The sequence below is a fragment of the Gemmatimonadaceae bacterium genome, from assembly GCA_030647905.1.
GTDB lineage: Bacteria > Gemmatimonadota > Gemmatimonadetes > Gemmatimonadales > Gemmatimonadaceae > UBA4720.
This window is the reverse complement of the sequence record JAUSJA010000017.1, coordinates 1-15,440: the sequence shown is the minus strand read 5'-3', so window position 1 is coordinate 15,440 and position 15,440 is coordinate 1. Positions and strand designations below refer to the sequence as shown.

Here is a 15,440-nt window from a genome sequence, read left to right as displayed (position 1 = left end):
TGACCCGTTACCTGTGACCCGTTACCTGTGACCCGTTACCTGTGACCCGTTGCCTGTACCCCGTTATGCGCGCTCGCATCGCCGATGTTCGTCGCAACGGGCAGCGGGCAACGGGCAACGGGCAGCGGGCAACGGGTAGCGGGCAGCGGGTAGCGGGCAGCGGGTAGCGGGTAGCGGACAGCGGGCCCCGCGGCGTCACGCAAGAGGAGGCCCGTTGATCTGAAAGCTCGGACGGCTCATGTTGTCGCATGGATCGGCGACAGGAAATCGAACGATGAGCCGGCGTGCGCAGCTCATCCTGTTCGCGATCGGGGCGATTGCGCTCACCGTGCTCGTCGCCCGCGCGAATCCGGCACAGCTCGTCGCCGACGTGCGCGGCGCCGGCTGGGCGGTCCCGGCAATCGTCGTGGTCTACGGCGTGGTCTACGCGCTCAACACCGTAGCCTGGCGTCTCACGATGATCGAGACGCCGCGGCTCTCGTTCTCGCGCGCGTACGTCATCAACGTCGCCGCTTTCGCCATCAACTACATGACGCCGTTCGCCAGCATCGGCGGCGAGCCGTTCAAGATAATCGCGGCGTCGCAATGGATGGGCGCGCGCAACGGCGCCGCGTCCGTACTCAACTTCCGGCTCGTGCACATGCAGGCGCACCTGCTGGTGTTCCTCACCGGCGTCGCCCTCGCGTTCATCCTTCTGCCGGCGGGGACGATCGCGACGGTGCTCCTCGTGCTCATCACCGCCGTCCTGCTTCTGCTCAGCGCGCTTCTGTTCGCGATTCACCGCGAAGGCGTGATAGAGCGATTGTTCGATCTCGCTCGCCGGCTTCCGTTCCTGAGCCGGCTGGCCAGCAGACTGGAGCCGCGCCGGGCGGCGCTCATCGAGGTGGACCGGCAGCTCCGCGCCTTCCACCACGCGAGCCCGCTGCGCTATTACGTGTCGCTCGCCGCGGAATACGGCGCGCGGGTGCTCTCGATGTTCGAATTCTTCATCATCGCCCGCGCGGTCGGACACCCGGTGAGCTTCGGCAGCGCGTTCATCATCGGCGGGTTCTCGTCCCTCGTCGTGAATCTCTTCTTCTTCATGCCGTTCAACGTCGGCTCGAAAGAGGGAGGGCTGTACGTGATCTTCGCGGCACTCGGGCTTCCCGCCCGGCTTGGGCTGGCGGCGGCGGTGATCAGCCGGCTGCGCGAACTCTCATGGATCGCGATCGGGCTGCTGCTCGTGCTGGCGACGCGGCGCTCGCCCGGAACCTATCGCGACAGCCAGCCCTGAGAGCGGTACCACTCCGCCGTCGTCCGCAATCCTTCCGGCAGCGTGATCGTGGATTCGTAGTCCACATCCAGTCGCGCACGCGTGTCGTCGCACGTCCAGTCGCCCGCGGACAGCTCGCGAATCCGGTCGGGCGTGAGGAGCGGCTTGCTGCCGGTGAGCAATCCTCTCAGTCGTTCCGCCCGCGAGATCGCGTCGGCAATTCCGGGGGGAACCGCGAATACCCTCGGCTTTCGACCGACCCCGCGCGCGACGTACTCCATCACCGCGTCCCAGGTGTGGATCATCCCGTCCGTCATGTAGTAGAGTCCGCGACCCTCCGCTTCCACCGCGCACACGAAGCCGCGCGCCAGGTCTGCTGCGTGCACCAGCGATAGCTGCTGCGACTCGGGCGCAACGCGGAGCGCGAGCCCGTGGGCGGCGAGGCGGAACGCGGCGAGGATGTCCGTGTCTCGCGGTCCGTAAACGGCGGGCGGCCGGACGATGAGATACTGCAGGCCCGACTCCACGACGATGCGCTCGGCGGTGAGCTTCGACCGGCCGTAGGCACTCACCGGAGATGGCTCGTCCGTTTCGTTCAACGGGCGCCGCTTGGGCGCGGGGCCAGCCGCGGCAAGACTCGAGCAGAACACGAGAAGAGCGTCAGGCGCGGCGCGGCGCATGGCGTCCACGATATTGCGCGTTCCCTCGACGTTGGCCGAGGTGTAGGACTGCTCGTTCACCGCCGAAGTGAGGCCGGCGAGATGAAAGACGACCGAGACATTCCGCACGGCGCGCTCGAGATCCTCGCCCGGCACTGCGATGTCCCCGTTTATCAGCGTCACATCGTCGGTCGGAAGCCATCGCAGCACACTCGATCGCCGTACCAGGCAGCGCACGCGCCAGCCGCGGGCAACGAGCGCCTCGACGAGGTGGCTGCCGATGAACCCCGATGCGCCCGTAACGAGCGCTACGCGCGGACGCTCAGGCATGGGAGCCCATGGCGGTGGGAAGATCGTACATGCGATAAGTGCGGTACACACGGGCGCCCATCTTCTCGAGAGGAGCGCGCATCATCGTGTTGTCCTCGAGGATCCACGAGAACTCGGCGTTCACGATGCCCCGCGCATTGCCATTCTTCATCAGCTCGAGCTGCATCAGCTCGGCGACTCCGTTGCGCCGGAACTTCTTCCGCACGCCGAGCGTCAGCACGCGCGCCGTGCTGATCTTTCGCGAATACCAGAGCGCCTTCGCCCATCCGAACGGCAGAAGCCGCCCGTTCATGCGCTTGAGCGGAACGTTGAGATCCGGGAGAGCGAGCCCGAACCCGGCGAGCTCGCCGTTCACTTCCGCGAAGACGACGAGCGACGGATCCACGACCGGCTTGAGCTGCTTCGCCATGTAGGTGAGCTCGGCCTCGGTCATCGGTACATGCCCCCAGTTGTCCTCCCATGCCTCGTTATACACTTGCCGCACGAGAGCGACTTCGTCCCAGAAGCGGCGTGTGTCGAGCGCACGAACACTGATCCGATAACGCTCGCGCAGCTTGTCTGCAACCCGGAGGAGGCGCTCGGTGGGCGCGGCACCCGGCAGATAATACGCGAGAAGGTCCTTCGTCTTCGTGAACCCGTATCCCTCCACCAGCTCCTCGTACCAGGGGGGATTGTACGTCATCATCACCACCGGCGGTCCGTCGAATCCGCTGACGAGCAGGCCGCATTCCTCGTTCAGTGAGAAGCTTGCCGGCCCCCGCATGGTCTCGAGCCCTCGCGCGACGAGCCATGTTCGCGCGGCGTCGAACAGTGCCGCCGACACGCGCCGGTCCCGCTCCGACTCGAAAAGACCGAAGAAACCGGTACGATCGCCGTGCGTTTCGATATGAAGATCGTTCTGCACCGCGGCGATCCGCCCGACGACTCTTTTCCCTTGGCGAGCGAGGAACAGCTCCACCGTCGCATGCCGATGAAAGGGGTGCTTCGACGGATCGATCAGCTCGAGGACGTCACGCCGGAGAGGCGGCACCCAGTGCGGATCGTTGCGATACAACCTGAACGGCAGCTCCACGAAGTCCCGCCGGTCCGGCTTCGAGCGAACGGGCTCGACGCGGATGCGTTCAGCGATGGTGGTCAGATCAGGTCCATCTCGCGGCCGACGCGCTGGAACGCGTCAAGAACAAAGTCGAGCTGCGCGTCCGTATGCGTCGCCATGTAGGACGTGCGTATGCGCCCTGACGTGGCCGGAACGGCCGGCGCGATGACGGGATTCGTGAACACTCCGGCGTCGAGCAGCCGCTTCCAGAGCTCGAACGTGCGCAGCGTTCCGCCGACGATCACCGGAACGATCGGCGACTGGCTGCCCAGGGTATCGAAGCCGAGTCCCGAAAGCTCGCGCTGCATCCGGCGGGCGTTCTGCCAGAGGCGCTCCCGCCGCTCGGGCTCCTGCCGCATGATCTCGATCGCCGTGAGAACGGTCGCGCACGCCGATGCGGGAATGGACGCGCTGAAGATGAGCGGGCGCGCCGTGTGGCGCAGATACGATATGACCGCTTCGTCGCCGGCGACGAATCCGCCGATGGACGCGAACGACTTGCTGAACGTGCCGACGATGAGGTCCACACGCGGCACAGCGCCGTAATGCTCGCACACGCCGGCGCCGGTCTCCCCGAAGACGCCCACTCCATGGGCGTCATCAACCACGAGCAGCGCCGAATGCGAATCGCAGAGATCCGCGATCTTCGGGATGTCCGCGAGGTCGCCTTCCATGCTGAAGACGCCTTCCACGATCACCATCTTCGGCCGGCCGACGGCGCGATTCAGCCGGGCGTCGAGGTGCGCCAGATCGCCGTGCCTGAAGCGAACGACTTCCGCGCCAGAAAGCACCGCGCCATCCACGATGCTGGCGTGATTGAGCTTGTCCAGGAGCAGCACGTCACCCGGGCCCGCGAGCGCGGCTATGACGCCGAGGTTGGCCTGATAGCCGGTCGGAAAAACGAGCGCCGCTTCCTTTCCCATCAGCTGCGCCAGCTCCGTCTCGAGGCGGTCGTGAAGATCGGTATTGCCGTTGAGGAATCGGCTCCCCGTGCACGCGCTGCCGTATTTCCGGAGCGCGGCGCTCGCCGCCTCGAGAACACGGGGGTCATTGGTGAGCCCCAGGTAATTGTTGGAGCCGACCATCACCCGGCGGACACCTTCCACCATGACCTCGGTGGCATCCGACTGTTCCACGGCCAGGAAATACGGATAGAGTCCGAGGGCCTTGACCTCCTGCGGGCGCGTATAGGCGTAGGCCTTCGCCAGCATGTCGGTGGTCGCGGGGGCGCCGTCCGCGGGCACCCCTTCAACAGGGCCGGACGCGTCGGGAAAGCGCATTCTGCGCTGGTGTCTCGGATTCACGAAAGCTCGGTCTCCGGTGTTAGGCCAGGTTGCGGAACGCGCTCCGCCGTATGATTACCCACCTAATTATATGAAGATTTCGGAAATGCGCATCGCGCTCTTCACCGGCGCCTACAACCATATAGCGGACGGCGTCTCCCTTACCCTCAACCGGCTCGTCGCATTTCTCGAGGCAAAGGGTGCCGCTGTCGAGGTTTACGCTCCCACCGTTCCCGTCCCCGCGCTGCAGCACGCCGGAACCCTCGTCCCAGTACCATCCGTACAGGCGCCGGGTCGGCCCGACTACCGGATATCCACTGGCATGTCGGCGAGGGCCCGCGCTTCCCTTACTCGATTTCGTCCCACGCTGTTTCACATCGCGACCCCCGATATCCTGGGGCTGACGGCGCTTCGCATCGCTCGCCGCACGGGGACGCCGGTGGTGTCGTCCTACCACACCCATTTCGCCTCCTATCTGGATTACTACCGTCTGGGGATGCTCGAAGCGCCGACCTGGCGATACCTGCGCTGGTTCTACTCGCGGTGCCGCCAGGTCTATGTTCCGACTCCATCAATGCTCGCGGTCCTCCGGTCCCGGGGTATTGCGGGCGACCTTCGGCTCTGGCCGAGGGGAGTTGATTCGGCGCTGTTCGCGCCCTCGCGACGTTCTGCTGCGTGGAGAAGCCAACGCGGGATCGGCGATGACGAAGTGGTTGTCGCGTTCGTGAGCCGGCTCGTGACGGAGAAGGGACTCGGGGTGGTGTCCGGTGTCATTTCGGGCCTGCGTGAGAGAGGGATTCCTCACCGCGCTCTGATCGTGGGCGACGGCCCCGAGCGAGCGGCAATGGAAGCCGCGCTTCCAGGGGCGATCTTCGAGGGACATGTCACCGGAGAGGCGCTCGCCACGGCGTATGCATCCTCCGACATTTTCCTCTTTCCGAGCGAGACAGAGACGTTCGGCAACGTGACGCTGGAGGCGCTATCATCGGGACTCCCGGCGGTGGTCGCCGACGCGACGGGAAGCAATGCGCTGGTGCATGACGGAGATACGGGATTTCTCGCCACGCCGCGCGATACCGGCGCATTTCTTGACCGCGTCGCGATGCTGATCGGAGACGCTTCGTTGCGGGCGCGCATGGGGAAAGCCGCACGCGAAGCTGCCGAGGGATACGAGTGGAGCAGGATTCTCGGTCAGCTTGCTTCATACTACGAAGAGTTGAATTAGATGCGCCTGCTCTTCGTCTCGCATTCCCTTCCCCCGCGCGGACGGCCACTCGAGAACGTAGGCGGCATGCAGCGGGTCTCATTGGATCTGCACGACAGTCTGCTCACGCACCGTGGTGCCGACGTCACTACGCTCGTCCTGCGAAGCCCATGGAATCAGCGCGCCTGGCGCACGCCGGTCTTCCTCGGAGCCGCGCTGCGGGAGATCCGCCGCCTCGCGCGGAGCCGCGACGTTGACGCGATACTTTTTTCCTCGATGGTCACCGCAGCGCTCGTCGTTCCACTGCGTAGCGTTCTGAAGCGGAACGGCATCGTCACGGCGTCCATCGTGAATGGCCTCGACGTGACGACCCCGACGTGGCCCTATCCATCGCTGGTCCGCCGGACCTTTGAGACGCTGGACCTCGCCCTGCCGATCAGTCGCGCAACCGCCGCGGCGAGCGAAGCGCGAGGATTGGCGCGCACCAGGTGCACCGTCGTCCCACTCGGCATCAGACTGGACAGGTTCTCTCCAGAACAAGATCACGCCACGGCGAGGGAGAGGATTCACACCGCGTACGCGGATGCCGAGGCAACCGCACCGCGACTGATTCTCTGCAGCGTCGGACGGCTCGTGCCGCGGAAGGGAGTGGCGTGGTTCGTCGCCAACGTCATGCCGCTGCTTCCGGCCGATGTCCATTACCTGATCGTCGGCGACGGTCCGGAGCGCACACGCATCGAGGACACTATCCGCCACCACGACCTCGGCGCTCGCGTCAAGCTGACCGGCGCCGTTAGCGACTCGGAGCTCGAGGTCGTCTATCGCGGATCCGACTTGTTCGTGATGCCGAACGTGCCGGTGCCGGGTGACATCGAGGGGTTCGGCCTGGTGATGCTCGAGGCGGGGCTGTGCGGGCTGCCGACGATCGCGTCACAGCTCGAGGGAATTGCCGACGTCATCACCGAGGGGGAGAACGGCCATCTGGTTGAAAGCGGCAGCGTCGCGGAGTTCCGCGCGGCGATAATGCGCTACTACGACAACCCGGATCGGCTCGGCGTAGCGTCGGTCCGCGCGCGCCTGCATACCGCTTCGCGATTCGGATGGGCGGGGGTGACGGACAGATACATCGAGGTGATGCGAGAGCTGGTCGAGGGCCCCCGCTGATTACAGCGGCGGACGGGACGCCGAGGATTGCGGCGCGCGCCGCTCCGCGCCCAATTTCACTTCTCTTCTCCCGCACCCGTTCCGACAACATGCCGACTATCAGAAGATTCAGTCTCGTCGCAATGCTCGCATTCGTTGCGCTTCCCTCTCTCGCCGGCGCGCAGCGCGCCACGCAGCGTCCGGTTGACTGGGACGCCATCGCGAAGGAGGCGCAGGGAATCCTTTCGCAGTACCTGCGCATCAACACAACGAATCCACCGGGCAACGAGCTCGCCGCAGCGCATTTCCTGAAGGACATTCTCGACAAGGAAGGAATCCCCGCCGAGATCGTGGACACTGCCGATCTGGGACCGGGCCGGGCGAACCTCTACGCGCGTCTCAAGGGCAACGGGAAGAAGAAAGCGATAGCGCTGCTGCATCACATGGATGTCGTGTCTGCCACGCCGTCGCAGTGGAAGGTGGATCCTTTCTCGGGCGAGGTGAAGGACGGCTACATCTGGGGCCGGGGCGCGATAGACATGAAGGGCGAGGCCGTCGCGCATCTGATGGCGATGATCGCGCTCAAGCGCTCGGGCGTGCCACTCAACCGCGACATCGTCTTCATCGCCAATGCCGACGAGGAGTTCACGTCAACCGGCGGTCTGACGTTCGTGAAGAATCACGCCGATCTCCTCAAGGACGTCGAGTACCTCATCACCGAGGCGACAGAGAACGCGGTGGTCGATGGCAAGGTAAAATATTTCGCGGTCGGTGTGGCCGAGAAGCGGACGTTCTGGCAGCGTCTCACCGTGAAGGGAGTTCCGTCGCACGGCTCGCGTCCCACAAAGCAGAACCCCGTACCGCGTCTCGTCGCGGCGCTCGACAAGATCGCACAGTACGAGACTCCGCTGCACGTGACGCCGGGAGTGGACAAGTTCTTCCGCGACATCTCGCGTCTCTATCCCGAGCCAAAGAAGAGCTGGCTGGCGGACGTGACGAAGGCGCTGGATAATCCCGAAGCGCGCGAGTGGATCCTGAGCGACGTGTACTGGAACGCGTATCTCCGCAACACGATCTCGCTGACGGGGCTGAACGGATCGGGCAAGACGAACGTGATTCCGCCCGAAGCGACGGCCGAAATTGACATCCGCCTGCTGCCCGACACCGATCCGGCGGCAATGCTCGCCACGCTTCAGGGCATCGTCGGCGACACCGCGGTACACTGGAGCACGATCCTTCAACCCAAGACGCCGCTGGAGAGCCCGACAGATACCGATCTCTTCCGCGCGATCGAGCGGGCAGCGAAGGAGCGCGAGCCGACCGCGTTCGTCACGACGCCGATGCAGACCGGAGCGACCGACCGGCCGACGTATCGCAAGCTCGGTATCATCACCTACGCGATCGATCCGTTCAGGACCGAGCAGGCCGAGCGGCAGATGGGCGTGCATGGGAACAACGAGCGGCTTTCGATCGAGAACGTAGGGTTCGGAGTGAAATACGTGTACGACATTCTGAGGTACGTGCAGTAGAGCCGTCGCTGCGCTCGACGACGGGCGATCGCCGTGGCTGAGAATCCGTTGATCGAGACGGACCGCGAGAACCCAGGACACCTCGCCCTGATGCTCGGCGGCGGCGGAGCGCGTGGCGCTTATCAGGCGGGCGTTCTCCGCGGGCTCGCGCGAATCTATCCACAGCTCAAGATCCCGATTCTCACGGGCATCTCGGCTGGCGCTGTGAACACGGTGCATCTCGCAGCGCACGAGGGCTCGCTCGAGCGTGCGGCCGACGACCTCGTGAAGCTCTGGCTCTCGCTATCACCTGAACAGGTGTACGACCTTCGCGCCGGCCCGCTACTCAGGAACATGGTGACGTGGGGCGTGCGGCTGACGTCGGGCGGCACGCGCCACGCGCGCGAGCCCATACGCGGAATGATGGATACGCAGCCACTGAGGGAGTTTCTCGAGGGGAGCCTCGAACGGAATGCCGACGGAACGCTTCCCGGCATCGCGCGGCGGATCGCCAGCGGATCGTTGCAGGCCGTGGCGGTGTCCGCGACGAGCTACATGACGGGGCAGTCCGTGACGTGGATCGAAGGAAAGGACATTGACCTGTGGCAGCGTCCGCAGCGGCGGAGCAAGATGGAGCGGCTGACCGTCGAGCACGTGATGGCGTCGAGCGCTCTGCCGATGCTCTTCCCCGCCGTGAAAGTCGGAAGCGAGTGGTTCGGAGACGGCGGTGTTCGTTTGACCGCGCCGCTTTCTCCGGCGCTGCATCTCGGCGCGTCGCGCATTCTCACGATCTCCACCAAGCATCAGAAGACTCGCGCCGAGGCGGACGTGCCGATGACGGCCGGGTATCCGCCGCCCGCGCAGGTGCTCGGCGTGCTCTACAGCTCGATTTTTCTCGATATCATCGAGGAAGACATTCTGCGTCTGAAGAAGGTGAACCGCCTTCTTCGGCACGTGCCGCCGGAGCATCGGGAGTCGACGCGCGTGGTCAACATTCTCGTGCTGCGTCCATCGCGCGAGCTTGGGAGCCTCGCGCGCGAATTGGAGCCGCGGCTTCCGACTGCGGTGCGATATCTCACGAGAGGGCTGGGAACGAAGGAGACGACCAGCCCCGACTTCATCAGCCTCGTGCTGTTCCAGGAGGACTATCTGCGCCGTCTGATCGAGCTTGGCGAAGAGGACGCGGAGGCGCAGTCGGAGCAGATCAGGGGGTTCATCGAAGGGGCAGATGCTGCTGCTGATACCCCTATTCCATAGATTGGGCGCGTGACGGAATCCGTTCCCCGCGAAGCCGCGTCGCGTCTCGCGGGGCTCGCCCAGGACTGGGCGGAAACCAGCGTCAACGAACGAGCATCCTTCCAGACCTGGATGCTGCGCTTCTGCGACGCGCTCGGCGTGGAGAAGCCTGACCCCCCGACGAACGACTATCGGTTCGAATTGCCGGTGTCGGTCGTGGATCGGGAAGGGCGCGAATCGATCAATTACATCGATTGCTGGAAGGCCGGGTATTTCGCGCTCGAGGCGAAATCGTCGGGTGAGGGTCCGCGCAACGATTCCCTGCTCCGCAAGGCGTTCGGGCAGGTTCGCAACTACGTCGCGCACGTTTCCGGTGATCCGCCGCCATATCTGATGGTGCTCGACGTGTCGCGCACGCTGATAGTGTGGGACCGGTGGAGCGGAGCGTACGGGGATTTCGCCGCCGGCCGCCGCATCGCGCTCTCGACGCTGCACGAGCGGCACGACGATATCGCGCTGCTGTTCGACATCTTCGCTCAGCCAGCGGCGCGCGATCCCCGTGGGAAGGCTCAGGCCGTGAGCAAGGAGATCGCCGGTGGACTCGCCGAGCTGGCGGCTGAGCTCGAGTCGCGCGGATTCGACACCGAGCGTGTCGGGCGGTTCCTCATGCGCTGCGTTTTCTCTCTGTTCTCTGAAGATGTCGGGCTCCTGCCAGAGAATCTCTTTCGTCGAACGCTCGAGACCGCGCGACACGCGCGGGACAAGGACCGGCTGACTCTCGCCCTCGATTCCCTCTGGAAGACGATGGATACGGGTGGGATGTTCGGGGCAGAAATGCTGCATCGCTTTGACGGACACTTCTTTCAAACGGTGGAGGCGCTGCCTCTCGAGGCGCGCGATGTGGATCTCCTGATCGAAGCGGCGAAGCACGACTGGTCGCAGGTCGAGCCGTCAATTTTCGGAACGCTGCTAGTGCGCGCGCTCGATCCGGAGGAACGTCATCGGCTGGGGGCCGAGTATACGCCAAGGGCGTACATAGAGCGGCTGGTCGAGCCGACTGTGGTTGAGCCGATACGCGAGCGATGGACTGCGGTGCAGGCTGCGGTGCTTCAGCTCGAGGAGACCGGGAAGGCGAAGGACAAGACCGCAGCTGTGAAGCAGCTTCGCGATTTTCACGAGTGGATGCGCGGGCTGTCGTTTCTCGATCCCGCCTGCGGGAGCGGCAATTTTCTTTACGTGACGATGGCGGCGGTGAAGCGGATCGAGCTCGAGGTGTTGAACGAGATCACGCGGTTGTCGGGCGGTCAGGGCGCGCTCGTTCTCGACGAGGTGCATCCGCGGCAGTTTCACGGTATCGAGGTGAAGCCGTGGGCGCGTGAGATCGCCGAGCTGACGTTGTGGATCGGTTATCACCAGTTCTGGCGCGAGTCGCATGGTGGTCGTACGCCGCCCGATCCGATACTCGAGGACACTGGGACGATCGAGTGCCGCGACGCGGTGCTGGCGTGGGATGAGATCGTGCACCGGCCGGAGAGGGATCGTCCCGATCCGACGCCGCGCGTCGTGCATCCGGTGACCGGAGAGCTCGTGCCGGACCCTGAGGCGAAGCTGCCGTATTATGAGTATCTGGGCGCGAGGCAGGCGGAGTGGCCGAAGGCAGATTTCATTGTCGGGAATCCACCGTACTTGGGCTCAAAGCGCATGCGCGACGCCTTGGGAGACGGCTACGTCGATGCGCTTCGAACCGTGTACGCCACCATCCCAGAGAGCGCGGATTTTGTCCTCTATTGGTGGTACAAGGCAGGTGTTGCGGTTGCGTCTGGTGCAGTCGCTCGAGCAGGCATTATCACGACCAACTCGATAACTCAGGTGCACGCACGCCCGGTACTCCAGCAAGTACGTGAATTAGGTGCACGAGTTATTTGGGCTATTCCCAATCATCCGTGGAATGACGATGTTGATGGGGCTGCCGTTCGAGTCGCTTTAACCGTACTTGGACAACCGATTGACAACGCCCGACTCGTAAGTATCGACGATGCGGGGTCCGTTGGCAGCATACAGACCGCCACCCAGCTTAACGACGATCTTACAGCAAGCGCGGATGTTTCTGAAGCTACGGAACAACGCGTCCTTGCCAACAAGGGCGTGGCATCAATGGGCTTCGCGCTTCACGGCGCGGGGTTCCTTCTTACCGCAGAGGAAGCAGCCGCCCTACTCCGTCAGAGCCCTTCGTTGACCAAGATTGTGAGACCGATGGTCGCTGGGAAAGATCTTACTCAACGCTCCCGCGACCGCTGGGTCATCGACTTCGGATATATGGAGGAGTCGGAAGCCACTTCCTTCGTTCAAGCTTTTGAGATCGTAAGGGACCGCGTGAAACCCGAAAGAGCAGCGAATGCACGCGATGTTCTCAGGGAAAAATGGTGGCAGTTCGGCTGGCCAAGACGGGAGCTTCGACAAGCGTTGCATGGACTTTCGAGATACATCGGCACTACCGAGACAGCAAAGTTTCGCCATTTCCAGTTCGTCGATGCAGCGATCGCGCCCGACCACAGCGTTGTCGCTATCGCCATTGACAATGCCGCAATTCTTGGAGTGCTGTCATCCAAACTGCACGAGACGTGGGCACTCTCCGCTGGAGCGACTCTGGAGGATCGCCCACGGTACACTAAGACCCTTTGCTTCGATCCGTACTGCTTTCCTGTCGGCCAGCCTGAACTTGCTAACAGGGTTTCCGCCGTTGCCGAGCGCCTCGACGCCCACCGCAAAGCCGCCATCGCCCGCGACGAGCGCGTCACGATGACGGGCATGTACAACGTCGTCGCGAAACTCCGCTCCGGCGCGCGCCTCACGCCGAAAGAGCGCGCGATCCACGAGATCGCTGCGTGCGGCGTTCTTCGCGACATCCACAACGAGCTCGATGCACTCGTGGCCGAGGCGTACGGGTGGCCGTGGCCGATGGAGAAGGAGGAAATCCTCGAGCGGCTCGTCGCGCTGCACGACGAACGCGTCGAAGAGGAGAAGCGAGGCATCATCCGCTGGCTCAGGCCCGACTACCAGATCCCCCGCTTCGCGCCCGCGGCGCAGCAGCCGGAGTCGACTCAGCCCGAGAAGGAAATATCCGTGGCAGTCAAAGGGGAGCAGCCGAGAACCTGGCCGGCTACCGCTGTCGAGCAGCTCTCAACGATCGGATCGCTTGTCGCTCAGAGGGCAGTCACGCCTGACGAGGCGATGTCCGCATTCAAGGGAGCGCGCCGCGATCTAATCGTCCGTCACCTCGAAACGCTCGCTCTCATGGGCGAAATCACGGTCGACGCGGCGGGACGGTACCAGGCGGCAAGAAAGGTTGCCTGACTTCGCCGCGGGGGAACGTAGATTCGGTTGACCAGCTTCGACTGCGGTAGTATTTTCAAAGCAGATCATCCCCGGCGGCTACGGCCGCCGGCCCCCCCGAGGCTACGGCCTCGGGGTTTTTTTTGTCATGCGAATCAGATTCCTCGTCGACGGGTTCAATCTCTACCATTCCGTTAAGGCTGCGGAAAGGCATCTGGGGGCCGGGCCCCTTCGATGGCTCGACATCCACGCCATGTGCACCACAATCGTGCGTAGTTCGTTCGGACCCGGGTATGCGATGGACGGGATCCACTATTTCTCAGCGCTGGCGAGACATCTGGAATCGAAGAAGCCGGATGTCGTTCGGAGGCACCTGGCTCTCATCGCCGCGCTGGAAGCGCGCGGGGTGGACATCTCCCTCGCTGACTTCAAGCGGAAACAGCACATCAAGAACCTTTCGGAAATGCGGATGCAGATTGCGCCGTTCAAGCGCTGGCTCCGCATCCCCGCGCGGACGGTGAGGCTGTCCTATCAGACGCACGAAGAGAAGGAGACCGACGTCGCAATCGCATGCAAACTTATGGAGTTGCTCGCTCTCAGTCGATGCGACGGAGTCGCTCTGGTCACAGGGGATACAGACCTCGCACCTGCAATCCGAACGGCGAGACGCTTATATCCGGGCGCCGAGATAGCTGTAGTCTTTCCGTTCCACCGCCACAACCGCGAGCTCGAGCGGCTTGCAACGCGGCATGTGAAGATCGGAGCCCGGCAGTACCAGTCCCATCAATTTCCAGCGAGCTTCCGAAGCGCGAGCGGCGTAACCATCACGAAACCCGCGGAATGGTGAGTCTGAAGGATGTTCAGGATTCATGGGTGCCTATGCTGCCCCAGTATCGCATCACGCTTAATTCGGGCAGATTCAAGCCATGAAGCTCAACTACCACGCGGACACCGACTCGCTCTACATCGACTTGTCGGAACGTCCAAGCACCGACAGCCAGGAGATATCCGAGGGCGTGGTGCTAGACTACGATGCCGAGGGGAATCTCGTAGGCATCGACATCGATAACGCGAGTCGGAAGGTGCAGCTCGAGAGGCTCGTGGTGAGTCACATGCCCAGCTTGATCGAACGTATCGCCGGGTAGTCCACTCGACCGCACCCGGCGTCGCTCTCGCGCCGATGCGCAGGAACCTGAAGTAGCCTGACGGGGGTTCTCTGCTGACCGGGTGTGCTTCTTGATGCAAACTGGATCGGAAATACATGCTCTCCGCAACACTCCCATCCCAAGGAGCGTCATATGTCGGTCGCAAAGGTTACCGAGATCCAGTCCTCATCCACAAAGAGCTTCGACGACGCGATCAAGGTGGGCATCGCGCGGGCGGAGAAGACCCTCCGGAACGTCACGGGGGCCTGGGTCAAGGGCCAGAAGGTGGTGATCGCCAACGGCAAGATCACCGAATACCGGGTACTGCTGAAGGTGACTTTCGTCCTGGCGGACTAGAGTCGGCCGAGCGGTCTGGCGCGCTAGCTCTTGTGCCTGAAGGTGATGCGGCCGCGCGTCAGGTCGTACGGCGAAACCTCGAGCGTCACACGGTCGCCGGCGAGCACGCGGATTCTGAACCGCCGCATCTTTCCGGCGATCGTCGCATGAACGTCGTGCCCGTTCGCCACGAGCACGCGAAACGTCGCGTCAGGCAGCACTTCGGTGACGGTTCCTTCCAGCTCGATCGCTTCTTCCTTGGCCATAAATCTCCGTGCTCTGATGTTTACCTAACGATGAAAGAACGGGGCCACCCTGGTCAAACCAGAGTGGCCCCGCCTCTGTCACACTCTACCTGCGAGTGGGATCAACGAACCTTCGTTACATTCTCGGCCGCGGGACCCTTCTGGCCCTGCACGACGTCGAACTCGACCTTCTCGCCCTCGGCGAGCGACTTGAAGCCGCTGCCATTGATGGCGGAGTGGTGAACGAAGCAATCCTTCTGTCCGTTCTCCGGGGTGATGAAGCCAAAACCCTTGGCATCGTTGAACCACTTCACAGTTCCTGTGGTACGCATACTGGTACTTCCTCGTGTTGATGTTCGTCGGAAGTCCGGTATTGCCGTACCCGCCGACCTTTGTTCTGGCTCGCCAAACTGAAAAGAGACCTGGTAATGTCCAGGTCCCCTTGTGTGTTCACTGGCGAGTCGTTGTCGCACGCATGTGTGCGACAGATATCAAAGTTACCGCAACCGGGCCGGCATGTCAATGAAGATGTCAAGCCAAAGTAGAAATGTCCCCCGTCTTAACAAAGTAGAAATGTCCCCTTGGGTTCATGTTGTTATTGGAACTTCTGACTGCTCAGCTGGCGGGGTTTGGAAGGACATCACGCGTTGCCGCCGCTTTTCTTCAGCAG

The 15,440-nt window shown here is 63.3% G+C and carries 14 protein-coding genes; 9 read left to right on the top strand and 5 right to left on the bottom strand.

The features are described 5' to 3' along the window. Nucleotides 1–274: 274 nt before the first annotated feature. Nucleotides 275–1,273, top strand: coding sequence for a flippase-like domain-containing protein (locus Q7S20_03055; protein ID MDO8500798.1), 999 nt, complete (start codon nt 275–277; stop codon nt 1,271–1,273). Here the strand turns inward: Q7S20_03055 and Q7S20_03050 are convergent. From Q7S20_03050 to Q7S20_03040, 3 genes are all read right to left on the bottom strand, one after another. Continuing rightward, nucleotides 1,252–2,241 (bottom strand): NAD-dependent epimerase/dehydratase family protein, encoded by a 990-nt coding sequence (locus Q7S20_03050; protein ID MDO8500797.1) that lies wholly within the window; start codon nt 2,239–2,241, stop codon nt 1,252–1,254. The genes Q7S20_03055 and Q7S20_03050 overlap by 22 nt on opposite strands. Beyond that, nucleotides 2,234–3,313, bottom strand: a complete 1,080-nt coding sequence (locus Q7S20_03045; GenBank protein MDO8500796.1) for a hypothetical protein — start codon at nt 3,311–3,313, stop codon at nt 2,234–2,236. The genes Q7S20_03050 and Q7S20_03045 overlap by 8 nt, the downstream gene beginning before the upstream one ends. A gap of 62 nt (nt 3,314–3,375) precedes the next feature. Continuing rightward, nucleotides 3,376–4,641 carry an aminotransferase class I/II-fold pyridoxal phosphate-dependent enzyme gene (locus tag Q7S20_03040; GenBank protein MDO8500795.1) on the bottom strand — a complete coding sequence of 422 codons (1,266 nt, stop codon included), beginning with the start codon at nt 4,639–4,641 and terminating at the stop codon, nt 3,376–3,378. Nucleotides 4,642–4,711: 70 nt separating this feature from the next. Here Q7S20_03040 and Q7S20_03035 point away from each other — a divergent pair, with 70 nt between their 5' ends. The 8 genes from Q7S20_03035 (at nt 4,712) to Q7S20_03000 (ending at nt 14,546) form a co-directional block, all read left to right on the top strand. Continuing rightward, on the top strand, nt 4,712–5,845 hold the full coding sequence (locus Q7S20_03035; GenBank protein MDO8500794.1) for a glycosyltransferase family 1 protein: 1,134 nt from the start codon (nt 4,712–4,714) through the stop codon (nt 5,843–5,845). Beyond that, entirely contained in the window at nt 5,846–6,988 is a 1,143-nt protein-coding gene (locus Q7S20_03030; GenBank protein ID MDO8500793.1) for a glycosyltransferase family 4 protein, read from the top strand. An 89-nt stretch (nt 6,989–7,077) separates the two neighbouring features. Beyond that, entirely contained in the window at nt 7,078–8,496 is a 1,419-nt protein-coding gene (locus tag Q7S20_03025; protein MDO8500792.1) for a M20/M25/M40 family metallo-hydrolase, read from the top strand. A gap of 33 nt (nt 8,497–8,529) precedes the next feature. Then, nucleotides 8,530–9,732, top strand: coding sequence for a patatin-like phospholipase family protein (locus Q7S20_03020; protein MDO8500791.1), 1,203 nt, complete (start codon nt 8,530–8,532; stop codon nt 9,730–9,732). Nucleotides 9,733–9,741: 9 nt separating this feature from the next. After that, nucleotides 9,742–13,065 carry a hypothetical protein gene (locus Q7S20_03015; protein MDO8500790.1) on the top strand — a complete coding sequence of 1,108 codons (3,324 nt, stop codon included), beginning with the start codon at nt 9,742–9,744 and terminating at the stop codon, nt 13,063–13,065. Between the two features lie 127 nt (nt 13,066–13,192). Then, nucleotides 13,193–13,891 (top strand): NYN domain-containing protein, encoded by a 699-nt coding sequence (locus tag Q7S20_03010; protein ID MDO8500789.1) that lies wholly within the window; start codon nt 13,193–13,195, stop codon nt 13,889–13,891. Between the two features lie 79 nt (nt 13,892–13,970). Continuing rightward, entirely contained in the window at nt 13,971–14,189 is a 219-nt protein-coding gene (locus tag Q7S20_03005) for a DUF2283 domain-containing protein (GenBank protein ID MDO8500788.1), read from the top strand. 153 nt (nt 14,190–14,342) lie between these two features. After that, nucleotides 14,343–14,546 (top strand): dodecin family protein, encoded by a 204-nt coding sequence (locus Q7S20_03000; protein ID MDO8500787.1) that lies wholly within the window; start codon nt 14,343–14,345, stop codon nt 14,544–14,546. A 23-nt stretch (nt 14,547–14,569) separates the two neighbouring features. On the opposite strand, the gene infA is transcribed toward Q7S20_03000, so the two are convergent. Further along, nucleotides 14,570–14,791 (bottom strand): translation initiation factor IF-1, encoded by a 222-nt coding sequence (gene infA / locus Q7S20_02995; protein MDO8500786.1) that lies wholly within the window; start codon nt 14,789–14,791, stop codon nt 14,570–14,572. 101 nt (nt 14,792–14,892) lie between these two features. Continuing rightward, complete coding sequence (locus Q7S20_02990) at nt 14,893–15,102, bottom strand: cold-shock protein (protein ID MDO8500785.1); 210 nt, start codon at nt 15,100–15,102, stop codon at nt 14,893–14,895. Nucleotides 15,103–15,440 lie beyond the last annotated feature (338 nt).